This window comes from Streptomyces sp. NPDC045021, assembly GCF_056432645.1.
This window is the reverse complement of record NZ_JBWKIQ010000005.1, coordinates 343934-367966: the sequence shown is the minus strand read 5'-3', so window position 1 is coordinate 367966 and position 24033 is coordinate 343934. Positions and strand designations below refer to the sequence as shown.

Annotated in this window: 23 protein-coding genes and 7 tRNA genes; 17 read left to right on the top strand and 13 right to left on the bottom strand. The window is 72.3% G+C overall.

The window, feature by feature from the left end; translation table 11 throughout:
• Window positions 1-103 precede the first annotated feature (103 nt).
• Window positions 104-1267 carry a serine/threonine-protein kinase gene (locus AC07DC_RS18465; RefSeq protein WP_478915464.1) on the bottom strand — a complete coding sequence of 388 codons (1164 nt, stop codon included), beginning with the start codon at window positions 1265-1267 and terminating at the stop codon, window positions 104-106.
• A 201-nt stretch (window positions 1268-1468) separates the two neighbouring features.
• Here AC07DC_RS18465 and AC07DC_RS18460 point away from each other — a divergent pair, with 201 nt between their 5' ends.
• The 4 genes from AC07DC_RS18460 (at window position 1469) to AC07DC_RS18445 (ending at window position 3706) form a co-directional block, all read left to right on the top strand.
• Entirely contained in the window at window positions 1469-1699 is a 231-nt protein-coding gene (locus AC07DC_RS18460) for a hypothetical protein (RefSeq protein WP_138352665.1), read from the top strand.
• A gap of 333 nt (window positions 1700-2032) precedes the next feature.
• The gene (locus tag AC07DC_RS18455) at window positions 2033-2236 is read left to right on the top strand and encodes a hypothetical protein (RefSeq protein ID WP_478915463.1); all 204 of its coding nucleotides are present in this window, start codon (window positions 2033-2035) and stop codon (window positions 2234-2236) included.
• A gap of 171 nt (window positions 2237-2407) precedes the next feature.
• Window positions 2408-3331, top strand: a complete 924-nt coding sequence (locus AC07DC_RS18450) for a phosphotransferase family protein (protein ID WP_478915462.1) — start codon at window positions 2408-2410, stop codon at window positions 3329-3331.
• A gap of 63 nt (window positions 3332-3394) precedes the next feature.
• A complete protein-coding gene (locus AC07DC_RS18445; RefSeq protein WP_478915461.1) occupies window positions 3395-3706 on the top strand; it encodes a TFIIB-type zinc ribbon-containing protein in 312 nt (103 codons plus the stop codon).
• Window positions 3707-3770: 64 nt separating this feature from the next.
• Here the strand turns inward: AC07DC_RS18445 and AC07DC_RS18440 are convergent.
• The 5 genes from AC07DC_RS18440 to AC07DC_RS18420 form a co-directional block, all read right to left on the bottom strand.
• Window positions 3771-3842: transfer RNA gene (locus tag AC07DC_RS18440), tRNA-Val, on the bottom strand.
• 42 nt (window positions 3843-3884) lie between these two features.
• Window positions 3885-3956: transfer RNA gene (locus AC07DC_RS18435), tRNA-Val, on the bottom strand.
• Between the two features lie 42 nt (window positions 3957-3998).
• Window positions 3999-4070 (bottom strand) — tRNA-Val (locus AC07DC_RS18430).
• Window positions 4071-4073: 3 nt separating this feature from the next.
• Window positions 4074-4144, bottom strand: a tRNA-Cys gene (locus tag AC07DC_RS18425).
• 33 nt (window positions 4145-4177) lie between these two features.
• Window positions 4178-4249, bottom strand: a tRNA-Gly gene (locus tag AC07DC_RS18420).
• A 205-nt stretch (window positions 4250-4454) separates the two neighbouring features.
• On the opposite strand from AC07DC_RS18420, the gene AC07DC_RS18415 reads away from it, so the two are divergent.
• Genes AC07DC_RS18415 through AC07DC_RS18405 form a run of 3 tightly spaced genes read left to right on the top strand, consistent with a single transcriptional unit; the run spans window position 4455 to window position 7199 of the window.
• Entirely contained in the window at window positions 4455-5486 is a 1032-nt protein-coding gene (locus AC07DC_RS18415; RefSeq protein WP_478915606.1) for a chorismate-binding protein, read from the top strand.
• Window positions 5483-6304 carry an aminotransferase class IV gene (locus tag AC07DC_RS18410; protein ID WP_478915460.1) on the top strand — a complete coding sequence of 274 codons (822 nt, stop codon included), beginning with the start codon at window positions 5483-5485 and terminating at the stop codon, window positions 6302-6304. The genes AC07DC_RS18415 and AC07DC_RS18410 overlap by 4 nt, the downstream gene beginning before the upstream one ends.
• A gap of 55 nt (window positions 6305-6359) precedes the next feature.
• Entirely contained in the window at window positions 6360-7199 is an 840-nt protein-coding gene (locus AC07DC_RS18405) for a GNAT family N-acetyltransferase (RefSeq protein WP_478915459.1), read from the top strand.
• Window positions 7200-7407: 208 nt separating this feature from the next.
• Here the strand turns inward: AC07DC_RS18405 and AC07DC_RS18400 are convergent, their stop codons facing one another.
• Window positions 7408-7923 (bottom strand): DsbA family protein, encoded by a 516-nt coding sequence (locus tag AC07DC_RS18400; protein ID WP_478915458.1) that lies wholly within the window; start codon window positions 7921-7923, stop codon window positions 7408-7410.
• 149 nt (window positions 7924-8072) lie between these two features.
• On the opposite strand from AC07DC_RS18400, the gene AC07DC_RS18395 reads away from it, so the two are divergent.
• Window positions 8073-8549: a hypothetical protein gene (locus AC07DC_RS18395; RefSeq protein ID WP_478915457.1), complete on the top strand. Its 477-nt coding sequence runs from the start codon at window positions 8073-8075 to the stop codon at window positions 8547-8549.
• Between the two features lie 188 nt (window positions 8550-8737).
• A complete protein-coding gene (locus AC07DC_RS18390; protein WP_478915456.1) occupies window positions 8738-8860 on the top strand; it encodes a hypothetical protein in 123 nt (40 codons plus the stop codon).
• A gap of 19 nt (window positions 8861-8879) precedes the next feature.
• On the opposite strand, the gene AC07DC_RS18385 is transcribed toward AC07DC_RS18390, so the two are convergent.
• Window positions 8880-9437 carry a CGNR zinc finger domain-containing protein gene (locus AC07DC_RS18385; RefSeq protein ID WP_478915455.1) on the bottom strand — a complete coding sequence of 186 codons (558 nt, stop codon included), beginning with the start codon at window positions 9435-9437 and terminating at the stop codon, window positions 8880-8882.
• A gap of 187 nt (window positions 9438-9624) precedes the next feature.
• The gene (locus tag AC07DC_RS18380; protein ID WP_003959770.1) at window positions 9625-10038 is read right to left on the bottom strand and encodes an SsgA family sporulation/cell division regulator; all 414 of its coding nucleotides are present in this window, start codon (window positions 10036-10038) and stop codon (window positions 9625-9627) included.
• 190 nt (window positions 10039-10228) lie between these two features.
• Between AC07DC_RS18380 and AC07DC_RS18375 the strand changes: the two genes are divergently transcribed.
• Both AC07DC_RS18375 and AC07DC_RS18370 read left to right on the top strand, forming a co-directional pair.
• Window positions 10229-10642, top strand: coding sequence for a TIGR02611 family protein (locus AC07DC_RS18375; protein ID WP_478915454.1), 414 nt, complete (start codon window positions 10229-10231; stop codon window positions 10640-10642).
• A gap of 54 nt (window positions 10643-10696) precedes the next feature.
• Window positions 10697-10768: transfer RNA gene (locus AC07DC_RS18370), tRNA-Val, on the top strand.
• Between the two features lie 79 nt (window positions 10769-10847).
• On the opposite strand, the gene AC07DC_RS18365 is transcribed toward AC07DC_RS18370, so the two are convergent.
• Window positions 10848-13400: an SCO7613 C-terminal domain-containing membrane protein gene (locus AC07DC_RS18365; protein ID WP_478915453.1), complete on the bottom strand. Its 2553-nt coding sequence runs from the start codon at window positions 13398-13400 to the stop codon at window positions 10848-10850.
• Between the two features lie 81 nt (window positions 13401-13481).
• On the opposite strand from AC07DC_RS18365, the gene AC07DC_RS18360 reads away from it, so the two are divergent.
• Both AC07DC_RS18360 and AC07DC_RS18355 read left to right on the top strand, forming a co-directional pair.
• On the top strand, window positions 13482-13946 hold the full coding sequence (locus AC07DC_RS18360) for an SRPBCC family protein (RefSeq protein ID WP_478915452.1): 465 nt from the start codon (window positions 13482-13484) through the stop codon (window positions 13944-13946).
• Window positions 13947-13984: 38 nt separating this feature from the next.
• Window positions 13985-14056: transfer RNA gene (locus tag AC07DC_RS18355), tRNA-Val, on the top strand.
• Window positions 14057-14135: 79 nt separating this feature from the next.
• Here the strand turns inward: AC07DC_RS18355 and AC07DC_RS18350 are convergent.
• The gene (locus tag AC07DC_RS18350; protein WP_478915451.1) at window positions 14136-14885 is read right to left on the bottom strand and encodes an exonuclease domain-containing protein; all 750 of its coding nucleotides are present in this window, start codon (window positions 14883-14885) and stop codon (window positions 14136-14138) included.
• Window positions 14886-15064: 179 nt separating this feature from the next.
• Here AC07DC_RS18350 and AC07DC_RS18345 point away from each other — a divergent pair, with 179 nt between their 5' ends.
• The 4 genes from AC07DC_RS18345 to AC07DC_RS18330 all read left to right on the top strand — a co-directional run bounded on the left by AC07DC_RS18345 (window position 15065) and on the right by AC07DC_RS18330 (window position 19658).
• The gene (locus tag AC07DC_RS18345; RefSeq protein ID WP_478915450.1) at window positions 15065-15631 is read left to right on the top strand and encodes a DUF4365 domain-containing protein; all 567 of its coding nucleotides are present in this window, start codon (window positions 15065-15067) and stop codon (window positions 15629-15631) included.
• Window positions 15631-16884, top strand: a complete 1254-nt coding sequence (locus AC07DC_RS18340) for a hypothetical protein (RefSeq protein ID WP_478915449.1) — start codon at window positions 15631-15633, stop codon at window positions 16882-16884. Before AC07DC_RS18345 ends, AC07DC_RS18340 begins: the two co-directional genes overlap by 1 nt.
• Window positions 16885-17007: 123 nt before the next feature.
• Window positions 17008-18987 carry a threonine--tRNA ligase gene (thrS, locus tag AC07DC_RS18335; RefSeq protein ID WP_478915448.1) on the top strand — a complete coding sequence of 660 codons (1980 nt, stop codon included), beginning with the start codon at window positions 17008-17010 and terminating at the stop codon, window positions 18985-18987.
• A 110-nt stretch (window positions 18988-19097) separates the two neighbouring features.
• Window positions 19098-19658, top strand: a complete 561-nt coding sequence (locus AC07DC_RS18330; protein ID WP_478915447.1) for an HIT family protein — start codon at window positions 19098-19100, stop codon at window positions 19656-19658.
• 67 nt (window positions 19659-19725) lie between these two features.
• Here the strand turns inward: AC07DC_RS18330 and AC07DC_RS18325 are convergent, their stop codons facing one another.
• On the bottom strand, window positions 19726-21375 hold the full coding sequence (locus AC07DC_RS18325) for a hypothetical protein (protein ID WP_478915446.1): 1650 nt from the start codon (window positions 21373-21375) through the stop codon (window positions 19726-19728).
• A gap of 159 nt (window positions 21376-21534) precedes the next feature.
• Window positions 21535-23766: an elongation factor G-like protein EF-G2 gene (locus tag AC07DC_RS18320; protein WP_478915445.1), complete on the bottom strand. Its 2232-nt coding sequence runs from the start codon at window positions 23764-23766 to the stop codon at window positions 21535-21537.
• Between the last annotated feature and the right edge of the window lie 267 nt (window positions 23767-24033).

Here is a 24033-nt window from a genome sequence, read left to right as displayed (position 1 = left end):
CCGCTCATCCATCTCAACGTGACTAAGCAAGCGCTTGGTAACGTAGTCGATGCAAGGGTGCCGACGCCAGAGCCCCCGGGGGAGCGCGGCATCTGCTGGGGAGTCACCGCGGCCAGGCGCCCTGCGCGACCGCGATACAGGCCGCGGCCAGCAGCGTCACGATGACGAAGACGATCAGACGCTGGCGCAGCAGCCGCCGGTCGGGGCCGCCGGAGCGGCGTGCCGCCGGCGTGCGGGGCGCGGGCGTACGGGGCGCGGGAGTGCGCTGCGCCGGCGGCCGCGGCACCGGAGTACGACCGGTGTGGCGCGCCGTGGACGCCGTGCCGCCCGCCGTACGCCGCTCGGTGTGCTGCTCGGCGTACTCCTCGGCCCGCCGCCCGGTGGGCCGCTCCTGGCGCGGGCCCACCGTCTTCTGCATCCCCTCGCGCCGCGGCGCACCGAGGCCGCGCGCCTCGCGGGCCGCGATCTCGGCCAGCCGCTCGGACAGCTGCACGGTGCTGGGCCGGTCCCCGGGATCCTTCGCGAGACACGCGTAGACCAGCGGCGCGAGCGCGTCCGGCACACCGCTCAGATCCGGCTCCTCGTGCACGACCCGGTAGAGCATCACCTCGGAACTGCCCTGCCCGAACGGGGAGTCCGCGGTGGCCGCGTACGCGAGGGTCGCACCGAACGCGAAGACATCGGTCGCGGGCGTGACGGCCGCGCCGCGCACCTGCTCGGGAGCGAGGAATCCGGGGGAGCCGACGGCCGTCCCCACATGCGTCAGGGTGCTCGCGCCGGTCGACCACGCGATCCCGAAGTCGATGATCCGCGGGCCCTTGGGCGACAGCAGGATGTTCGACGGCTTCAGGTCGCGGTGGACCACCCCCGCCTCGTGCACCGCCACCAGGCCGTCGGCGAGAGCCGCGCCGATCGCGGCGACCTCGGACGCCTGCAGCGTCCCCTCCTCGGCGACCTTGTCGTGCAGCGAGGGGCCGGGCACGTACTGGGTGGCGAACCACGGCCGGTCCGCGTCCAGATCGGCCGCCACCAGCCGCGCCGTGCAACCGCCGCGGATCCGGCGCGCGGCCGAGACCTCGCGGGCGAACCGCGAACGGAACTCCTGATCCTCCGCCAGTTCCGGCCGGATCACCTTCAGTGCCACCCGCTGGCCGCGCTTGTCGGCACCCAGGTACACCACACCCATGCCGCCGGCGCCCAGCCGCCGGTGCAGCCTGAACGAGCCGACGACACGCGGATCCTCGCGCCGGAGCCGCATCATCGCCATGTTCTTCCCCGCTGCCTGGCCAGTTGGACGTCCACAGCTTACGGACTGAACTCCCGGTGCGCCGATAGGCCGCGCATGCGCCGGACGGGGGATTGTCAGTGCCGGGTGGGATCCTTGAGAGGTGGGAACGGGCCGCTTCGAAGGGGTGGAACGGCCGTGCCCGCACCATCAACGGTCCGTCTGCCAAGGGGGAATGACGCCGTGAAAGGTGATCGCGTGGAGATAGTCGTGGATGCCGGGGACACCACCCGTACCTATGAGGTGGTGGCCACCCGGGCCGGCCGCCGGGTCGAGACCGCGGTGCGCCGCGGCGTGGTGGAAGTGAGTGAAGTCACCCGCAACGGCACCGTCGTACGTACCGCCCGATTCATGTCCACCCGGGTGCTCGCCCTGGTGGAACAGCCCATTCCGAGGGACGACACCGAGGCGTAGCGCGAGTCCGGCACATCCCGCCCGCGGCCGGGTCCCGCCGGGGTGGCCGCTCCTTCCTCGGGGTAGCCCCCTCAGGGATCACCCTGGGACCGGGGGCCCGGTGTCCACCCAGGGGAGTACCCCGGGCGGGTCCGCGTCATCCTCCCGGAGGCCCGGAAAGCGGTACGACGGCATGACGACCCGGCCGTGCCGCGGACCTAATCTTGAAATCAAGCGGCGGGCGTAGCACTCGTCCCCCGAGGTCAAACGCCCGCCGCTTGCCTGACCGACAACCATCTGACCGACAACCAGACGTACCACCGGCGTGAACGACCGACACCTCAGGAGAGGGCCATGGCGAACACAGCGAGTCGTACGGTGCGCCCCATGCGCGGCAGCAGGATCGCCGCCTTCGGTACCCGCCCGTCCGGCACGCGCCATCCGCTGGTCGCAGCGGCCATGGTGCTGCCACTCGCGGTGCTCCTCGCCCTCCTCTTCGGAGGATTCGACGCGGTGGCCACACAAGCGTCGTCCGTAGCCGGGCTGATGGGGCGCTGACTCAGCGCCCCGTTGCATCGGCCCCATTCCCGGAAGAGCGGTCCGGGCTGGGGAACCGGTACGAAACCCCGTGGGGACGGGGGTGCGACGGACGGCCGTGATGCCCGGGTACCAGCGGTGGTACCCGGGCATCGCGCACGTCAGGGCCCGCGAGGGTGCTTGACTGAACGTATGACAGTGGTGGGGGAGGAGCTGACGGCGGAGCTCGCCGCGCTCGCGGCCCGGATATCCGGCGTGCCCGAGACCTCGGTACTCGCCCACCGGCCCGACGGCACCGTCGTCCGCAGTGGTGCGCTCGTCGCCAAGGCCCACGCCGGCGACACCGACCGGGAGGCCCTCGCGGTCCGCCTCGCGGTCGCCGCCCACCCGCTGCTGCGCGGCATCCTCCTCGCCCCGCTGTCACTGCCCGCGCCCAGGACCGACTCGCTGCTGCACGGCCGCCCGGTCACCGCCTGGCCGCTGGGCGAACCGGTGGACCGCGAGGAGCCCGGCACCGCGCCCTGGGAGGACGCCGCCGTCCTCCTCGCCCGGCTGCACGCCGTGCCCCCGCACGTACTTCCGCACCCACTGCCGCCCATGCGCGGCCCCGCCAAGGCCGCCCGCGCTGTCGCCCGGATGCTGGCCGGCGCGCGGTCGCCCGCCGTGGACACCGTGCTGCGGGCCTGGGAGTGCCTGCCCGGTTGGGCCCGCGCCGAGGCCCCGCAGCCGCGTGACGACACCCTGTGCCACGGGGACCTGCACCTCGGCCAGCTCGTCCGCCATCCCGCCGCCGGCGGTCCGTGGCAGCTCATCGACGTCGACGACATGGGGGTCGGCGATCCCGCCTGGGACCTGGCCCGCCCCGCCATGTGGTTCGCGACCGGCCTGCTCGAACCGGACGCCTGGACGCGCTTCCTGGGCGCCTACCGGGACGCGGACGGCCGGGCGGTGCCCCCCGACGGCGACCCCTGGCCGTATCTGGACGTGCCGGCCCGGGCGTTGACCGTCCAGTCGGCCGCGCTGGCGGTGGTGCGGGCCGCCCGCGAGGACCGCCCGCTGGACGAAGTCGAGCAGGACCTGACCGCTGCCTGCGCCCGGATCACCCACGTATCGTGAACCCAGCTCCACCGGACCGGCGTTCCGGTGGTGAATCACCGCAAATGAGGAGTTGAGCCGGAGATGCACTGTCCCAAGTGCCAGGGCCCGATGCACACGTTCAATCGCAACGGTGTCCAGATCGAGCAATGCGGCAACTGCCGGGGGATCTTCCTGGACTACGGCGAGCTGGAGGCACTCACCCGTGTCGAAGGCCAGTGGAACCAGCCGGCCGCGCCGCCGCAGCAGGCCTACCCGGCCCAGCAGGCCTACCCCGCGCCGCAGGCGTACCCCGCGGGTCCCGCCTGGGGCGCCCCGCAGCACGGCGGCCACGGCGGTCACCACGGCCACCACCAGAAGCACCGCAGCTTCGGGCACATGCTCTTCAGTTCCTGATCCGCGCAGACGCGAACGACCGAGGGCCGGAGCGATGATCGCTCCGGCCCTCGGTCATGACGTGTGCGCGATACTGGGATTGAACCAGTGACCTCTTCCGTGTCAGGGAAGCGCTCTCCCGCTGAGCTAATCGCGCGGGACCCTACGTCTACTGCCATGCAAGTGCTGCTGTGCTGCGTGCGCGATACTGGGATTGAACCAGTGACCTCTTCCGTGTCAGGGAAGCGCTCTCCCGCTGAGCTAATCGCGCGGGACCCTACATCTACTGCGATACAAGTGCTGCTGTGCTGCGTGCGCGATACTGGGATTGAACCAGTGACCTCTTCCGTGTCAGGGAAGCGCTCTCCCGCTGAGCTAATCGCGCGTGAGGTGGAGACGGGATTTGAACCCGTGTAGACGGCTTTGCAGGCCGTTGCCTCGCCTCTCGGCCACTCCACCAACATCGCGGGGGACGGGAAATCCCCCACGCCGAGCGGACGACGAGATTCGAACTCGCGACCCTCACCTTGGCAAGGTGATGCTCTACCACTGAGCCACGTCCGCAGGTGTCGTAGCTCCGGGGCGCTTCCGCGTCCCGGCGACGTGTTGAACTCTAGCGGATTCCACGTCCAGCTCAAAAACCGGTTTCCGCAGCGTGCCGGGCTGCTGACCAGCGAATGACCAGCGGGGCGCCACGACGGGCGCCGCTCTAGACTCGGCCACACCCCTTCGGACCGACCCGGGAAGCACTGTGCGAGACCTCGTCCCCATGGCCCGCTTCGGCGGCCTCGTCGCCTCCGACCTGCGAGATGTCACCAGCGACCTCGCCGCGCTGGACTCTTCGGGCTTCTGGGCGGTGTCCGCGGACTTCGAGGGACGGGCGGTCTGCGCGCGCTTCGCGGACGTACGGAGCGCGCCGCCGGCGGCGCCGGACGGCTGGCGCGGACCGGCCACTGGAGCATGGACCTCCTCGCTCGACCGGGATGCCTACATCGCGGGTGTGCGCCGCATACGCGAGTACATCGCGGCCGGCGACGTCTACCAGGCCAACCTCTGCCGGGTGCTGTCCGCGCCGCTGCCCGATCCCGCCCGGTGCGACGTGGACGCGCTCGGCTCGGTGCTCGCCCACGGCAACCCGGCCCCGTACGCGGGCACCATCCGGCTCCCCGCCCACGGTGTGGAGATCGCCACCGCGTCCCCCGAGCTCTTTCTTCGCCGGGACCGCTCCTTCGTCGAATCCGGCCCGATCAAGGGCACCGGCCGTACGGAGGCGGATCTGCTGCCCAAGGACCACGCCGAGAACGTGATGATCGTGGACCTGGTCCGCAACGACCTGGGGCGGGTCTGCGCGACCGGCTCGGTCACCGTCCCCGAGCTGTGCGCGATCGAGAAGCACCCCGGCCTGGTCCACCTCGTCTCCACCGTGCGCGGGGAGCTGCGCGAGGACGCCGGCTGGGCCGGGCTGTTCGCCGCGACCTTCCCGCCCGGCTCGGTCACCGGAGCGCCCAAGTCCAGTGCGCTGCGGATCATCGAGGAGCTGGAGACCGCCCCGCGCGGCCCCTACTGCGGGGGCATCGGCTGGGTGGACGCCGACCGCGGAACCGGTGAACTGGCCGTGGGGATCAGGACGTTCTGGCTCGACCGCACCGGACCTGAGCCGCTGCTGCGCTTCGGTACCGGGGCAGGCATCACCTGGGGCTCCGACCCCGAGCGCGAGTGGGACGAGACCGAGCTGAAGGCGTCCCGGCTGCTGGCGGTAGCGTCGGGGGCACACCTGGGAGACGAAGGGATCACACATTGAGGATCTGGGTCGATGGCACGCTGCGGAACGCCGACGACGCCACGGTGTCGGTGCTCGACCACGGGCTCACCGTGGGCGACGGCGTCTTCGAGACGCTCAAGGCCGTCGAGGGCACGGCCTTCGCGACCACCCGCCACCTGGACCGGCTGACCCGGTCCGCACGCGGTCTCGGGCTCCCCGACCCGGACCTCGACGAGGTGCGCAGGGGCTGCGAGGCGGTCCTGGCGGCCAACCCCGTGCCGCTCGGCCGGCTCCGGATCACGTACACCGGCGGGCTCTCCCCGCTCGGCTCCGACCGCGGCGACGCGGGAGCGACCCTGATCATCGCCCTCGGTGAGGCCTCCGTCCGGCCGGACACCACCGCTGTGGTCACGGTGCCGTGGACCCGTAACGAGCGGGGTGCGCTCACCGGCCTGAAGACCACCTCGTACGGCGAGAACGTCGTCGCGCTCGCCCGCGCCCACTCCCACGGCGCCTCCGAGGCGATCTTCGGCAACACCGTCGGGCGGCTCTGCGAGGGCACCGGCTCCAACATCTTCGTCGTGCTCGGCGGGCAACTGCTCACCCCGCCGCTCTCCTCCGGCTGCCTCGCGGGCATCACCCGCGAGCTGGTCGCCGAGTGGAGCGGCGCGCAGGAGGCGGACCTGCCGCTGGAGGCACTCGACGAGGCGGAGGAGATCTTCCTGACGTCCACCCTCCGCGACGTCCAGGCCGTACCGCTGGTCGACGGGCGGGAAGTGCCGGGAGCGCCGGGCCCGGTCACCGCCAAGGCGATGCGGGTCTTCGCCGAACGTGCCGGAGCCGACGCGAATCCGTGACGTGGCGCGAAGGACGGGGTAGAACTGGCCCCAGTCCACACGGGGGAGTGACGCCATGACAACCACCCTGCGACCCGACCAGCCGGAGCGGCACGGAGTGGCGGGCGCGCGTTCGCGCCGCTACACGGTATGCGTCAACAGCAGGCCGGTCGGCGGCATCGAGCTCTCCGCCGGGCCGCGGTTCGGCGTCACGACCGGCCGGATCACCGGCCTGGAGATCCACGAGGCGGACCGGCGGCGCGGTCGAGCCACCGTCGCCGCGCTCGCCGCCGAGGAGGTGCTCCGCGGCTGGGGCTGCGACGAGGTGCAGGTGGACATTCCGGCCGAAGCCGTCCTCGCGCAGCGGCTCGCGGACAGCCTCGGCTACACCGAGCGCAACCGCGCCATGACCAAGCGGCTCTCCGGTCCCGTACCGGAACTGCCCGCGGGAAGCACCGTCCGGCCGATGATCGACGCGGAGTTCCCCGCCTGGAACGAACGCATGATGATCGACTACGTGGACAGCTTCGTGACCCGGGGCGTCCCTTTCGCGCAGGCCTCCGCCAGGGCCGAGGCCGACCACAGCGCGGCCCTGCCGGACGGCCCCCGCACGGCGGGCACCCTGCTGCTGATCCTGGTCCACGAGGGGCGGGACGTCGGCACCCTGTGGCTACGGCTGCGGGACGCGGCCGACCCCGGGATCCCGGCGTGGGTCTTCTCCGTCGAGGTGGACGAGGAGCACCGCGGCCAGGGGCACGGCCGCACCCTGATGCTCGTCGCGGAGCGGGAGTGCCTGGGCGCCGGGGTCGGCACTCTGGGCCTGAACGTCTTCGGCGGCAACACTCCCGCGCTGCGGCTGTACGAGTCGATGGGGTACGCGACCACGAGCCGCCATCTGTTCAAGCGGCTCATCTAGTGCTCTGGCCGGAAAGGTTCACCGGTTCGCGACGCCCGGCACGGCACCTCGCTGCGTTGTCGGAGTCGTCCGAGTACGCCCGGTACGAGGACGATCCTCCGCCTTGCGATGCACCGCGCCGGCCGCCGCGAACCAGGCAAACCTTTCCGGCCAGAGCACTAGCGCGGGCCGGGCGCCGGCCCCGATCTGCCCCAACGGGGCCTGATCGTCAGCCGGCCAGCAGCCGGTCCGCGATCTCCTCGATCCGCGCGCGCAGCCCGTCCTGGCTCTTGCCGCCGTCGAGCCGCTGCCCGTCGATCACATACGTGGGCGTGCCCGTGACGCCGATCGCCCGGCCCTCGGCCTGGTCGGCGTCGACGATCAGCATGTGCCGGCCGTCGATCAGCGCGGTGTCCACTTCCTCCTCGTCCAGCCCCAGTTCCCTGGCCACCTCGACGAGAACCTCCTCGCCGCGCTTGCCGAGCTCCTCGGTGCGCGCCAGCACCGCCTCGGTGTACGGCCAGCCCTGCCCCTGCGCCCAGGCCTCCTCGGCCGCCTGGGCGGCCGCGAGGGCGTGCTGGTGCTTCTCCAGCGGGAAGTGCCGCAGCTGGATGTCGAGCGCGTCGCCGTAGCGGGCGCGCAGGGCCCGTACGTCGTCGAGGGCGGTGCGGCAGTCCGGGCACTGCAGCTCGCACCAGACCTCGAGGACGGCGCGGGCGGTGGCCGGGGGAGTGACGTCGTTCATGCGGCCCAGTCTCGCACCTGGGGAGGAGCCCTCCCCCGAGATCACCCTGAGACGGGTCCCAGGACATGGCCTCCGGCTTCGCGACGGGTGCACGATGGATACAGGAACATCCCGATACAGCCGCAGGAGTACAGGATCAGGAGCACTGGATGCTGACCGTGACCGTATGCGTCGCACTGTCCGCGGCGGGCCTGGCGATCGCGATGCTGACCGCGTACCGCCGGCGCTACCTCGCGGCCGTCCGCACCGCCGCCTTCGCCCTGCTGCCCGTGGGGCTGTACATGACGGGCCTGGTGACGCTGGGCCGCAAGGTCGGCACGGCCACCGGGAGCTGGGCCGCGGACCTCGTCTTCAAGCCGTCGGTGTGGCTGGGCTTCGGCGTGCTCGCGGTGTCCGTGGTGCTCTACACCGCGACGCGCTTCGCCGCCGGCCGCGACGTCGGCAGCCGCCGTGAGCGCAAGGCCGCCGCGGCGGCCGCGGGTGCTCCGGCGGTGGCCCCCGGCGCCTCCACGCCCTCGCTGCCCGCCGGCCGCAAGCCGGCGGCCAAGTCCTCCAAGGCCGCGACCGACGGCGGGCTGTCCGACTTCTCCGACATCGAGGAGATCCTCAAGCGCCGCGGCATCTGACCTGCCGCACGGCTTTCGGCCCGCAGAACCACCCCTGAGAGTTCGCGTGTTGGGCGCGGCGGCATGGGGTGCTGCGTCATCATCGCGGTGTGCTGCGATCTTCCGGGGGGTCACCCCCGTGCCCACGGCCGACACCTGAGGCCGAGAGGCCGGCCCCCGGAGACATCCCGGACATCCCGCGGCCGAGGGTGGCCGCCGACGAGCCCCGCGGGTGCCTGTTCGCGCTCTCCCAGCCGCCGCTGATGCTCTTCCTCTGCGTGATCGCGGGGCTCATCGGGTTCGGGGCGCTCTACGACATGGTCATGCTGTGAGCCGCGCCCAGGGCCCGTCCTACCGGCTGGCCTCGCGCTGCCGGGCCCGGTACGCGGCGACATGCAGGCGGTTTCCGCAGGTGCGGCTGTCGCAGTAGCGCCGCGAACGGTTGCGCGACAGGTCGACGAAGGCCCGGCGGCAGTCCGGGGCGTCGCAGCGCCGCAGCCGCTCGCACTCACCGGCGACGACCAGGAACGTCAGCGCCATGCCGCCGTCGGCGGCCAGGTGGTCGGAGAGCGACGCGCCCGGGGCGAAGTAGTGCACGTGCCAGTCGTGGCCGTCATGGTCGGTCAGCCGCGGCGTGGTCCCGGCCTCGGCGACCATGGCGTTGAGCAGGGTGGCCGCGGCCTGGGCGTTGGGGGCGCAGAAGACCTGCGCGAACCGCTCGCGCACCCGGCGGACGGTGGCGAGGTCGTGCTCGCCGAGCCGTCCCACCTCGCTCACGTGGTGTTCCTCGACGAACGCGCGCAGCGCCGCGACATCGTGCAGACCCTCCCGGCCCTCGCTCTCCGGGGAGGTGTTGATCAGGTCCACCACACAGTCGAGTGCGTACCTGGTGTCATGGTTGATCAACACGGAATCGCTCCCTGGCCGGTGGGGGTCGGGCGGCTGCGTTCCGGCGACTCTAGCGCGCGAGAGCCACCGCCGTGGGTGTCGTGGTCCACGGCGGTGGCTCTGTGAAGCGTGTGCCTGGCTTCGTACGGCTGTCGGGTCCGAGCCATGCCCCCGAGTAGGACGGCGTCGGACGGCTGGTGGGGTGGGGTCAGCTCTCCGCGAGGATGTGGGAGAGCTCGGTGTCCAGATCGAAGTGACGATGCTCGGTGCCCGGGGGCACGGCGGCGTCGGTCCGCTTGAGGAACGACTCCAGTGCCCGCGCCGGGGCTTCGAGCAGCGCCTCCCCCTCTGGGGAGCTGAGGGCGATGCACACGACGCCCTGGCCATGACTGCGGGACGGCCAGACCCGGACGTCTCCGGTGCCGGTAGGCCGGTGCAGGCCCTCGGCGAGCAGATCGCGGGCGAACACCCATTCGACCGTCTCTTCGGCACCAGTGTGGAATGTGGCGTGCACGGCATAGGGATCGGCCGTGTCGTACCGCAGGCCTGCGGGTACAGGCAGTGAGGATTCGCTCGACACAACGAGGCGCAGGTGCAGCTCGCAGCTGACCGTGGTGTTCATAAGCGCCAGGGCCTTTCGCTCAGTGTGCGCTCGGGGATTCGCACGTCGGCGAAATCGACATGCCACCTGCGGGGACGTTGTAAACCCCTCTGACTGGTTTGTGAGGCTTCTGGTACCTCGTCCGGCCCAGTACTTTTACGGTGTCGAAGGCCATTCCGGTGATCTCCGCCCGTCGGGTAGGTTTGACGCCATGACTGCGGAGAGTGACGAGATTCAGGAGGACGTGGCCATGGATCGGGGTCTCGGTTCCAAGGCTCCTGAATTCATCAGGAAGTCCCGGGGGCTGCACCTCAGCTGGCAGGTGGGCGTGTTCATCGTCGGGCTGGCCGTGGTGGCGGCCGGCGTGGTGATGCTGCCGCTGCCCGGTCCCGGCTGGTTGGTGATCTTCGCGGGGATGGCGATCTGGGCCACCGAGTTCGTCTGGGCGCAGCTCGTGCTGCGCTGGACGAAGCGCAAGGTGACCGAGGCGGCGCAGCGCGCGCTCGACCCCAAGGTGCGGCGGCGCAACATCATCCTGACGGCCGTCGGCCTGGTGATCATCGGCGCCCTGCTCGGGTACTACCTCTGGCGGTTCGGATTCGAGATGCCGTGGCGGATCGGCTGACCCCCGGGTGGTCCTGGGCACCGTCTGAGGTGCGGTAATGTTGTCCCCGCACAGGGGCGATTAGCTCAGTGGGAGAGCACTTCGTTCACACCGAAGGGGTCACTGGTTCGAACCCAGTATCGCCCACCCCGACCGAGGGCCCGGAAGCCGAAAAGCTTCCGGGCCCTCGGCGTTTCCGGACCTCCCGGGCCCCGGGAGCGCGCACTCAGCGCATCCGGCCGAGGACCTCCCGCACCCGGCGGACGTCGCGCAGCCGGCGCTCGTACGTCGTGCCGATCGCCAGCAGCAGCAGACCCGCGACCGCGAGCGGCAGCCAGCGCGGCGCCGCGCCCACGACCTGGACGACGTACGGGGCCAGCTCGTGCAGCGCGTCGAGCGCCAGGACGGCGCCGCCCAGCAGCAGCGGAGCCCGCAGCCGGTGCCGCGCACCCAGCAGCGTCACCGCGAGCGCGCCCGCGCCCAGCAGCAGCGGACGCTGCCAGTGCGGATCACCCCAGGCGGCCGCCAGGCTGGGCAGCAGGGTCACGGCCAGCCCCGGGCCGTACGCGGACCAGGACGACGCCGCCGGGTCACGGCGGCGGCGCAGCCAACCGATGAGCAGCCCCGCGGCCGACAGCGACAGCGTGTACGCCTCCGGCGTCGTGATGTCGGAGGCGGCCAGTCGCACCCAGCTCGCCGCCGCCGTCAGGGCGCCGGCCGCGTACACGGCCCGCCGGCGGTCCTGGCGCAGGGCCAGAGCGCCCGCCAGCAGCCCGGCGGCCGCGAGGACCAGGGAGAGCGCCGGAGCGTCCGTGGCGGCCAGCACGACGGCCAGCGCCGCCGCGATCCACCCCGCCGACTCCAGGGCCTGCCGGGACCGCCCGGCACGCGCCGCGGACAGCACGGCGGTGGCGCCGACCGCCAGGACCAGGAAGGCCGCCACGTACGACGGGCGGCCCGCGGCCGACGGGCCGGCCCAGGCCAGCCCGGTCGCGCACGCCGCCGTGCCGACGGCGCCCACCGTCCGTCGCACGGCGTCACCGCGCACCGCAGCGGTCCCCGCGAACGCCGCCAGCAGCACGCCCAGCGCGGCGAACGTGGCGGGCCGGCCGGTCAGGGCCCAGGCCACCGCGGTCACCGACGTGGCGGCGCCGGCGACGAGCGCGGTACGCGACAGCGGCGGGACGCGTACGGCCGCGGCCGCCGCGAGCAGCGCCACCGCGAGCGCGAGCCGCAGGGAGAGCGCCACCGGGTACGTCGCGCCGACGGCGGCGGGCAGCGCCGCGCCGGCCACCGCGCCGCACACCACGGCCGCGGGGCCCGCCGCCCGCCATGCGGGGCGCCGCAGCGCGGTCGCCGCGAGGACGAGGGCGAGCAGCCCGGCCACCGCCACCATGGACGGCGGAGCGACCCGCAAGCCGTGGGGTGTCAGGGCGTCGCGGGCGCCGTCCGGGGCGCCGGACCAGATCGAGCCCGCCCAGCCCAGCGGCCCGAAGCAGCTCACCGCCAGCGCGGGCACCGCCCACAGCGCCGCCAGCAGCTGCGCCGCCGCGGCTCCCGCCGCGACCCCGTCGGCCGTCACGCGGCGCGACCCGCCGCGCAGCGCGACGGCCGCCGCCAGCAGGGCCACCGCGCAGCCCAGGAAGCCGGGAACGACCCAGCCGTCCGCGACCCACATCCGCACGACCCCACCGGTCCCGGCGACCGTGACCAGACCGGCCAGCGCGGCGAGCAGCACAGCGGCGGGGTGCGGGGTGTTGGGGGCGCTGCGGACGGGGGCGCCGGGAGCGGGAGCCGGCAGGGCCGGGGTCACCGCCGGGAGGCGGTGGGCGGCCGCGAGGGCCACCGCACCACCTGCCAACAGGAAGCCGCAGGCCTGGGCCGCGGAGCCGGTCGTTCCGGCGTCCCACGACAGCCGGAGCGCGGTGGCCAGACCCAGCACGCCCGTCACCGTGCCGGCGACGGCGCCGGTCGTCCGCAGGCCGCGCGGCAGCCGGCGGTCCGGTGCCGTCACGGCCAGGGCGGCGTCCGACGCGGCGGCCACGATCATGGCGGCGGCGAAACCGCGGACGGAACCGTGCGCCCCCGCCCACAGCGGCAACGGCAGTTGGGCGAGGACCAGCGCGACGGGTGCGGGCAGCACGAGCCGGCCGCGCAGCAGCAGCCCGTACCCCGCCCAGAGCACGCTCACGACGGCGAGGCACCCCGCCGTGTACACCAGCGCGTCGACCTCGCCGAGGGACGTCACCCGGCGCACGGCGTACGCGTCGAGCAGCAGCAGGACGAGCCCCAGGCAGGCGATCACCTCGGCGGTTGCCGACAGCGCGCGGCGCAGCAGGAGCGCGGGTACGGCGAGCGCGGTGAGGGTCAGCGCGCCGAGGACCACGGACCGGCCGCCTATACCGAGCTGTCCCCAGCTGACGACTGTGAAGGCGGTCACCGCGACGGCGAGCAGGACGCCGCCGAGGGAGAGCAGCAGATTCTGCGCGCTCGGCGGGGACGTCTCGCGGGCCGGTCGCCCGGCCGGCCCGGGGCGCGGGCCCCAGCCGGGCGGCGGTGGTGGGTAGGCCACCGGGCGCGCCGCGGCGAGCAACTGGGCCCGGCGGCCCAGGAGACGGCCGCGTTCGGCGTCCACCCCGGCGATCGCGATCCCGATCGCCCGCAGTTCCGCGGCGATCTCCCCGGTGAGCGGCAGCGCGCAGCGCGGGCAGACGGGCGCCGCCGGGTGCGAAAAGGCACCGCAGGCGGGGCATTGGGCGGGTGGCGGCATGGGCTCCATGCCGATGGAGTGTGGCGTGGACCACGAGATCCGTCATCCGGTGCGGTACTCAGAACGCACCTGAGTACCCACACTGGCTCCATGGACTGGAGCCGCTACAGCTTCCGCAGCGCCTGGCGACTCGGCGCCCGGCCCGACGCCGTCTACGCCGTTCTGGAGCGCCCCGACGAATACCCCCTGTGGTGGCGGCAGGTGCGCGAGGTGCGGCGCACCGGCGAGACCACCGGCACCCTCACGTTCCGCTCGGTGCTCCCCTACGACCTGGTGGTGCACGCGCACGAGACGCGCCACGACGACGCCGCCGGGGTGTTGGAGGTGGCCATGACCGGTGACCTGGAGGGCTGGGTCCGCTGGACGGTGGGGACCGACGGCACCGGCACACAGCTGCTCTTCGAGGAGGACGTGGTCGTACGCAAGCCCCTGATGCGCCGCCTCGCGGTGCCCTGCCGGCCGTTCTTCAAGGCCAACCACGCGTTGATGATGCGCCAGGGGCGGCAGGGGCTGCGGGACCTGCTCGCGGCCGGCCCGGCCGGCAATGGCGTTTGAACCGACGGCCCCGCGCCCTGTATTGTTCGGGACGTCCCGGGCGATTAGCTCAGCGGGAGAGCACTTCGTTCACACCGAAGGGGTCACTGGTTCGATCCCAGTATCGCCCACAGCAGTGAGACCGGCCGGTCCTGATGGACCGGCCGGTTTCGTGCGTGCCGGGCCTGCCGGTTGCGGCGGGCGTGCTGCTCAGGCGGCCGGGGGCCGGGCGCGCTGCGCCGGGATCATCGGAGCGGGGCGCAGCGGCCAGGACGGGTCGCACCGTTCCGACGAACCGTTCTTGGCGAAGTAGGCCTGCAGACCACGGGCTTGGCCCGCGTGCCAGACCGCCTGCCGGTCGTGCAGCTCGGCGGGGCCGAGCTCGGCGAGCCGCTCCGCGAAGCGGCGGCCTATCGCCCGGGCGAGGTCGAGGGAAGCCGCCGCGTCCGCCGCGGCGTCGTGGGCGTCCGCCAGTTCGACGCCGTAGTGCGCGCACAGATCGGTGAGGGTGCGCCGGCCCTTGCGGTAGCGGTCCAGCGCCTTGTCGAGCACCCGGGGGTCCACGACGCACAGCGTCGCCCCGTCCAGCCGGCCGTTCAGCGACGTGCCGCGGTGCCGTTTCAACTCCCGGTCCAGCAGCGTGAGGTCGAACGGCGCGTTCATCACCACCAGCGGGACGGACCGGGCCGCCCGGCCGGCGAGCGCCAGCGCCATCTCCTCCACCACCGGACCCGGCCGGCGGCCGTGCTGCCGCAGGAAGGCGTCGCTGAGCCCGTGTATGGCCCGCGCGCCCTCCGGAACGGGCACGCCCGGGTCCACCAGCCAGCGCATGACTTGGGGTTCGGCCCCGGGAGCCTCCTGCTCCACGAGGGCCCCGGAGACTATGCGGTCGTGCTCCACGTCCACGCCGGTGGTCTCGGTGTCGAAGGAGGCCAGAGGTCCGTCGTACCAGCGAGGCATGGGGTACTCCCAAGGATGTCGGGGAGGTTGACGGGCGGTCAGATCTGCCGCCTCTGAGCGGTATGTACCCGTAACTCGTGGTCACTGAACCGCAACTGTTTGCGACCCTCCGCTGGTGGAGATGACACAGGAGACGGATACGCACTGACAACGCACGGCTCGGAAGGCACGGAAGAGCGATGGCGCTCACGCAGCCCGCCCCGGGCGAGCCGACGGCCGAGCGGGCGGCACCGCTCCGGGGAGGGCTCGCCACCACCAGTTGCATGGAGACCCTGCAGGTGGGGTATTTGCACGCGGTCGCGGCGGCGGCCGGCTGCTCGCTCGCCCAACCCTTCCCGGACAACGGCATCGACTGGCATCTCAGCCACAGTTCGCGCGCGCACGCCGTCGACGACGAGGTGACGATAAAGGTGCAGCTCAAGTGCACCTACCAGGTCGCCCCGCATCCGGCGGGGCCGACCTTCGGCTTCACGCTGGAGAACGAGCACCTGGTGAAACTCGCCAGGACCCCGGCGTCGGTGCACAAGATCCTGGTGGTGATGCTCGTGCCGCGCACCCAGGACGAGTGGCTGGAAGCCGGGCACGACCGGCTGGAACTGCGGCACTGCTGCTACTGGACGAACCTGGCCGGCGTCGCCGTGACGGGCAAGCGCAAGACCACAGTGCGGATACCGACCGCGCGGATCTTCGACGACCGCGCGCTGTGCCAGATCATGGCGCGGGTCGGGGCGGGAGGAAGACCGTGATGCACCGGCCCACCAACACCGAGGAGCCGGTACTGCCCGACCCCGAGCGGGTCGACCCGGCGGTACTGACCGCGCTGCTCGTCCGGCACGGCTGGGAGCGGCGCGGCGGCGCCCCCGGCCGCTACAGCCGCTGGACCCCGCCCGGCAGCGCCGTCCGCCTGCAGGACGCGGGGGCGGACACCGGACCGGCGACGGGGAACGGCACCGGCACCAGCCTGCTCGTCCCCGAGGGCCGCCCGCGCCGCGGCCGGAGCGCGGACCCGGGGTACGCGGACCACACCGACCTGCTCGGCGAGGCCCTCATCGCGCTCGCCCGCTCCGCCGCGCCGTCCGCCCGCGAGGTGCTGCTCGCCCTCACCGTCCCCGGTGACGAGATCCGCTGGCGGCGCGATGTGCCGCGCATAGGCGACGCGGTGCCGTGGACCACGGCAGAACAGTTGCGGGCCGGCGCCCGGGCGATGCTGATGGCCGCCGCGCGCGCGGCCCGGCAGACCGCCGGTTACTTCGGCGAACGGCACGGGCCGCATGCCGCCGGGTTCCTGGAACAGGTCCTGGTCGGGCCGGTGACCGGCGGCCATCTGCTGACCGCGTACGCCCCCGTCCCCGACGGCCGGCCGGCGACCTCGACGCTGCTGCGCGCACTGCAGGCGGCCCGGGACGCCGTGGACTTCCAGCGCGCCACCGGCGGGATGGAGGCGTTCGACGCCGCGGTCGACCTCGGCGTCTGCCACGAGCTGGCCGAGGCGCTGGTCCGTCTGGTGCGCGGCACCGAGGGCATGGAGGTGGCGCTCGCCTGGTCGCCGGTGGCCGGCCCGCCCGGCGGCTTCGCCGGCCGCCCCGAGCCGGTGGAGTTCTCGCCTGGCGACCTGCCCGCCCTGGAAGCGGCGAGCGCCCGCTATCTGCGGCGCGAGCCGTCGGTCCCGGTCCGGCTGACGGGCACCGTCGTGCGGCTGCGCCGGCCCACCCCGTCCGGCGGCGGCTCGGTCCGGCTCCGCGTCCTCGCCGGCGCCGACGTCCGCCAGGTCCGCGTCCGGCTGGACGAGGAGGCGTACCGCATCGCCGCCCACGCCCACCTGGTCGGGCTGCCGATCCGGGTCAGCGGGCGGCTGGAGAGCCGGGGCGGTTTCCGCCGGCTCACCGAGGCCGTCGGCGTCACCCCGGTCCAGGTGGACGAGGCCGAGCGGGACCGGCTGCTGAAGTCGCTGCACGGCGGCGTCGACACCTTCGAGGACGCCTGCGGCGGAGACTCCTGACCGGAGAACGGCCTGCCGGTCGCTCACCGTCCCCCATCACTTCGCGGCGCACCCGCCGGGCTCGGTACGATTCACCCGTGCGGCATCCGCCGCCCTGCGGTATTGAGTCATGGGAGAGAACCGGTGTCAGACGTCCGTGTGATCATCATTCGCGATTCCGTTGAGCGGGAAGAGCGGGTGGTCACGACCGGGACGACCGCCGGAGAGCTCTTCGACGGCGACCGCAGCATCGTCGCTGCGCGCGTCGCCGGCGCGCTGAAGGACCTGGCGTACCCGGTCGCCGACGGCGACGAGGTCGAAGCCGTCGCCCTGGCCAGCGAGGACGGGCTGAACATCCTGCGGCACTCCGCCGCGCATGTCATGGCCCAGGCCGTGCAGGAGCTGTTCCCGTCGGCGAAGCTCGGCATCGGCCCGCCCATCAAGGACGGCTTCTACTACGACTTCGACGTCGAGACCCCCTTCACCCCGGAGGATCTCAAGAGCATCGAGAAGAAGATGCAGGAGATCCAGAAGCGCGGGCAGCGCTTCTCGCGCCGCGTGGTGACCGACGACGACGCCCGCGAGGAGCTGGCGGCCGAGCCGTACAAGCTGGAGCTGATCGGCCTCAAGGGCTCCGCCTCCTCCGACGACGGCGCGAACGTCGAGGTCGGCGCGGGCGAGCTGACCATCTACGACAACATCGACAGCCGGACCGGCGAGCTGTGCTGGAAGGACCTGTGCCGGGGTCCGCACCTGCCCAGCACCCGGCTCATCCCCGCCTTCAAGCTGATGCGCAGCGCCGCCGCGTACTGGCGCGGCAGCGAGAAGAACAAGCAGCTGCAGCGCATCTACGGCACCGCGTGGCCGTCGAAGGACGAGCTGAAGGCGTACCTGGAGTTCCTCGCCGAGGCCGAGAAGCGCGACCACCGCAAGCTCGGCTCCGAGTTGGACCTCTTCTCGATCCCCGAGGAGATCGGCTCGGGCCTGGCGGTCTTCCACCCGCGCGGCGGTGTCATCCGCCGGGTCATGGAGGACTACTCGCGCAAGCGGCACGAGCAGGAGGGGTACGAGTTCGTCTACACCCCGCACGCCACCAAGGGCGCGCTCTTCGAGAAGAGCGGGCACCTTGATTGGTACGCGGACGGCATGTACCCGCCCATGCAGCTCGACGAGGGCACGGACTACTACCTCAAGCCCATGAACTGCCCGATGCACAACCTGATCTTCGACGCCCGGGGCCGGTCCTACCGCGAACTGCCCCTGCGGCTCTTCGAGTTCGGCACCGTGTACCGGTACGAGAAGTCCGGTGTGGTGCACGGCCTGACCCGGGCCCGCGGCTTCACCCAGGACGACGCGCACATCTACTGCACCAAGGAGCAGATGGCGGACGAGCTCGACTCGACCCTCACCTTCGTGCTGAACCTGCTGCGCGACTACGGCCTGGAGGACTTCTACCTGGAGCTCTCGACCAAGGACCCGGAGAAGTTCATCGGGTCGGACGAGAACTGGGACGAGGCCACCGAGACGCTGCGCAAGGCCGCCGAGAAGCAGGGTCTGGAACTGGTCATGGACCCGGGCGGCGCCGCCTTCTACGGCCCGAAGATCTCCGTCCAGGCGCGTGACGCCATCGGCCGGACCTGGCAGATGTCGACCATCCAGGTCGACTTCAACCTGCCGGAGCGCTTCAACCTGGAGTACACCTCGGGTGACGGCTCCAAGCAGCGTCCGGTGATGATCCACCGTGCGCTCTTCGGTTCGATCGAGCGGTTCTTCGCGGTGCTCCTGGAGCACTACGCGGGCGCCTTCCCGGCCTGGCTGGCGCCGGTACAGGCGACCTGCATCCCGATCGGTGACGCGCACGTCCCGTACCTGCAGGAGTTCGCCGCCAAGGCGAAGGCCAAGGGGCTGCGGGTCGACGTGGACGCGTCCTCGGACCGGATGCAGAAGAAGATCCGCAATGCCCAGAAGGCCAAGGTGCCCTTCATGATCATCGCGGGTGACGAGGACATGGAGGCCGGCGCGGTCTCGTTCCGCTACCGCGACGGCTCGCAGAAGAACGGCGTGCCGCTCGACGAGGCGGTCGCCGAGATCGCCAAGGCCGTCGAGGACCGCGTCCAGGTCTGACGGACGACGCACGACCGTGGGCCCCCGGGGTGCGAGCGACTCGCATCCCGGGGGCCTGCGCGTTGCCGCGGGAACCGCCCCTGCGACACGGGGCAGGGACCGGAAGTCCTATGCTGATCGGCATGACGAGTGAGCCGGAGCAGCAGATCGGAGTGGGTACGCAGGACGCGTTCCAGCGCCTGTGGACCCCGCACCGTATGGCGTACATCCAGGGTGAGAACAAGCCGACCGGCCCGGAGGCCGGCGACGGATGTCCGTTCTGCTCGATCCCGGCCAAATCCGACGAGGACGGCCTGATCGTCGCGCGCGGCGAGCACGTCTACGCGGTGCTCAACCTCTACCCGTACAACGGCGGCCACCTGATGGTGGTCCCGTACCGGCACGTCGCGGACTACACCGAGCTGGATCTGGCGGAGACCGCGGAGCTGGCCGAGCTGACCAAGCGCGCGATGACGGCGCTGCGGATCGCGTCCGGGGCGCACGGCTTCAACATCGGCATGAACCAGGGCGGGGCGGCGGGCGCGGGGATCGCCGCGCACCTGCACCAGCACGTGGTGCCGCGCTGGGGCGGCGACACCAACTTCATGCCGGTCATCGGCCACACCCGGGTGCTGCCGCAACTGCTGGCGGACACGCGCAAGATGCTCGCTGACGTCTGGCCGCGGGAATAGGGGTTCAGGAACCGGCCCCCGGACCCACGACGCGCACGCGCCAGGCCCTCCGATCCGCCGGAAGGGCTCACGCGTCGTACACGTCGGCCTTGCGTGGTTCCGCGCCCTGGACCAGGCCGCTCAGCATCAGCGAGCGGCTGGTGAAGTGCGAGGTGTCCACGCCGTTCTCCTTCATGACGTGGATCGCCGCCGCGTGCACCGCCCGCAGTACCGGGGTCGCGGCGCGCAGCGCGTCGTCGGCCATGAAGCGGTGCTTCCACGGCTTGTCCGCCCACGTGTGCCGGAGGCCGAACGGCTCGGGCAGCGCGAGCGAGCCGCCGAGGTGGTCCAGCACGCTGGGGAACCGGGTGAGCGGCGCGCGGGCCGCCAGCCGGACCACCTCGCCGGGGTGGATCAGCGGCAGCTGCACCGTGTGGGTCTCCCAGAACTTGACCGGATGGGAGACGATCTTGGAGTTGGGCGCGGGCGGCGCGGTGAAGATGGGGTGCACGGGGCCGAGCGCGTGGCCCGTCACCTCGACCCGCAGGGTCTGCGCCAGCACGGTCACGGTGACCATCAGCGTTATCACCAACTGGCCGTCCCACAGGACGAACTGGATGCCCAGGTAGTGCCGGTTGCCCTTGCCGAACTGCTGGTTGTTGCAGATCCGCTGGATCTCGAAGTCCTTGACGGTGAACGCCTCGACCTCGGCGCCGGTGGGCCGGGAGATGGCCTTGGCGTTCTCCCCGGTGGGGGCGACGACCCAGTGCCGTATCGACGCCTTGGGGAAGCCGCCGGTGTGCAGCGGGCCGCGCTCCAGCATCCGCAGTTTGTCGTGGATGGCGCGGATGACGTCCCAGCTGCGGAAGGGGTGGATCTCGGCGAGTCCTTCGCGCGGCACCAGCTCCTCGGCCATCTGCCAGCTGCCCCAGCGGGTGCCCATGCCGAGTATGCCCCGGGGGCCGGCGTAGAAGACCACGTTGCTGTTCTGCTCGGCGGAGAGCTTGGCCAGACTCTGGCGCATCGTCTCGGCCCGGGTCTGGTTCGGGTTGCGCGGCACGGCCTCGGGGATCTTGGCGCCGACGCCGGTGCCGGAGACCAGGCCGGACCAGCGCTCGCGCAGGTCCTTCGCGGTCTGCTCGCAGATGCGCTTGGCCCAGAACCAGCCCAGCACCGGGACGAGCATCATGACGCGCAGATACTGGCGCCAGAAGCCGGTCAGCGGCGGCCTGATGACGAGCAGGGCGGCGAACGCGACGACGACCAGCAGGATCACCGCGCCCAGCGGGCCGGCCTTCGAGTCCTGCGCCTTCGCCAGCGACCTGCGCAGCTGGAACGCGCCGAGCCAGATCAGCACCCCGGGCAGGAAGAGCAGCCCGAAGACGGCCATGACGACGGTCAGCCGGTTGTCGCGCTCCTGGCGGATGCGGTTCGCGGCGAGGCAGTGCTCGACGACGGACTGGGGCTCGGCGCCGAAGGACTGGACGAGCTCCCCGCGCGCGGGACCGAGCATCCGCACCTGGACGGAACGGGCGAACGCCTCACCGAGGTTGGGCTCGAAGAGCGAGAGTCTGGGCGGCGTGAAGACGGCGTCCTCGTTGGCCTTCCTGAGGTCCTCGACCGGGGAGTCCCGGTAGGCCGCGGACGACAGGGCCTGGGTCGCGGCGGTGCCGCCCTCCGTACCGATCAGCGGGACCTGCGCCCCGGGGCTGAAGTCGAACCCCTTGCCGTCTGCCACTACCGCCCCCTCATTCCCCCACACGACCCCGCGGGCACAACGGCTCCACCGGCCCATTCCCCGCGAGCGGGGCCGTCACACTTTTGGAGCAATGACCACAGTATCGGCGCGGCGGTCCGTGCGGGGGCGCACGGACCGCCTACTGGCCTTCCAGCGGCTCTACTTGGCGCTGTCCGCCTCTTCCCTGAGCTTGGCCGCGAGCGGCGGGGGCATCGGCTCGTGGCGGGCGTAGGCGCGGCTGAAACGGCCGGTGCCGTGCGACAACGAGCGCAGGTCGACGGCGTACCGGCCGATCTCGATCTCCGGCACCTCGGCGCGTACCAGGGTGCGTCCCGGTCCGGCCGGTTCGGTGCCCAGGACCCGGCCACGCCGTCCGGACAGATCGCTCATCACCGAGCCGACGTAGTCGTCGGAGACCAGCACCCCGACCTCGGCGACCGGTTCCAGCAGGTCGATCCTGGCCCCGGCGGCCGCCTCCCGCATGGCGAGCGCGCCCGCGGTCTGGAACGCGGCGTCGGAGGAGTCCACCGAGTGCGCCTTGCCGTCGGTGAGGGTGATCCGGATGTCCACCACCGGGTGGCCGAGGGCTACGCCCCGGGCGGCCTGCGCGCGGACACCCTTCTCCACCGACGGGATGAACTGCCGTGGTACCGCCCCGCCGATGACCTTGTCGACGAACTCGATGCCGGAGCCGGCCGGCAGCGGATCGACCTGGATCTCACAGATCGCGAACTGGCCGTGCCCGCCGGACTGTTTGACGTGCCGGCCGCGCGCGGTGGCCTGCTCGCCGAACGTCTCGCGCAGCGGCACCCGGTGCGGCACGGCGCCCACCTGGACCCCGTAGCGGCTGCGCAGCCGCTCCAGCGCGACATCGACATGCGCCTCGCCCAGGCACCACAGCACCACCTGGCGGGTGTCCGGGTTCTGCTCCAGCCGCATCGTCGGATCCTCGGCGACCAGCCGTGCCAGGCCCTGCGAGAGCTTGTCCTCGTCGGCCTTGCTGTGCGCCTGGATGGCCACCGGGAGCAGCGGGTCGGGCATCACCCACGGCTCCATGAGCAGCGGCCGGTCCTTGGACGAGAGCGTGTCGCCGGTCTCGGCGTGGGTCAGTTTGGCGACGCAGGCCAGGTCGCCCGCGACACAGCTGCCCACCCCGCGCTGCTGCTTGCCGAAGGGCGAGGAGAGCGCGCCCACCCGCTCGTCCACGTCATGGTCCGCGTGGCCGCGGTCCTCCATGCCGTGTCCCGAGACATGGACCGTCTCGTCCGGCCGCAACGTCCCGGAGAAGACCCGCACCAGGCTGATCCGCCCGACGTACGGGTCGGAGGAGGTCTTCACCACCTCCGCGGCGAGCGGCCCCTCCGGATCGCAGGTCAGTGGCGGGCACGAGGCGCCCTGCAGGGTGCTGACCGGCGGCGCCTCGCGCTCCAGCGGGGTCGGGAAGCCGCCGGTGATCAGTTCCAGCAGCTCCAGGGTGCCCAGCCCCTGCCGGGCGCCGTCGGCCGCGGGGGCGGCGGCGAGCACGGGGTGGAACCTGCCGCGGGCGACCGCCCGTTCCAGGTCCTCGGTGAGGGTCTTGAGGTCCAGCTCCTCGCCGCCGAGGTAGCGGTCCATCAGGGTCTCGTCCTCGCTCTCGGCGATGATCCCCTCGATGAGCCGGTTGCGGGCCTCCTCGATCAGCGGCAGCTCCCCGGGCTCCGGGCCGCGCTCGGTCCGCTCGCCCGCGGAGTAGTCGAAGACCCGCTGCGAGAGCAGTCCGATCAGGCCGGTGACGGGGGCGTGCCCGTCCGGGCCCTGCGCGCCGTGCAGCGGCAGGTACAGCGGCAGCAGCGCGTCGGGTGAGTCGTCGCCGAGGACACTGGCGCACAGCGCCGTCATCTCGTCGAAGTCGGACCGTGCCGCCTCCAGATGCGTCACCACCACCGCCCGCGGCATCCCGACGGCCGCGCACTCGTCCCACACCAGGCGGGTCGCCCCGCCCACGCCCGAGGCGTCCTGCGCGGCCGAGACGACGAAGAGGGCCGCGTCCGCTGCTCGCAGACCGGCCCTCAACTCCCCGACAAAGTCGGCGTATCCGGGAGTGTCCAGCAGATTTATCTTGATATCGCCCCACAGCACCGGCACCAGTGACAGCTGCACCGACCGCTGCTGCCGCTGCTCGATCTCGTCGTGATCGGAGATCGATCCGCCGTCCTCCACCCGCCCTGCCCGGTTCACCGCGCCGGTTGCCAGCGCCAGGGCCTCGACGAGTGTGGTCTTTCCCGCTCCGCTGTGGCCGACCAGCACCACATTGCGCACCTTCTCGGGCCGGCCGGCCGCCGGTGCCCTTCCGGCGGCTCCTGGATGTACGTCTCTCCTGTCGGCTGCTCCACCCACGGGTCTCGCCTCCATGTCCGTCACTGCATGGGGGACCGCGCCCTCTGCAGGGGCACAAACGCGCAACGTCACGGGAGACCGCACCGGAGGTGCCCCGGGACGGGGTACGAGGGGAGGGTTTCCGGCGACGCCCGCGGTTCTTCGACCTTCCCACGGCGGTCACGGTGCGTCCATACGTCGTACGTCCAAGGGTACCGGCGGGTGCCTCACGCATACGGGGGACGAGGGCTGGCTACGATGGGCCATCCAGTGGCCGACCGGGCCAGCCGACATCCACCGATC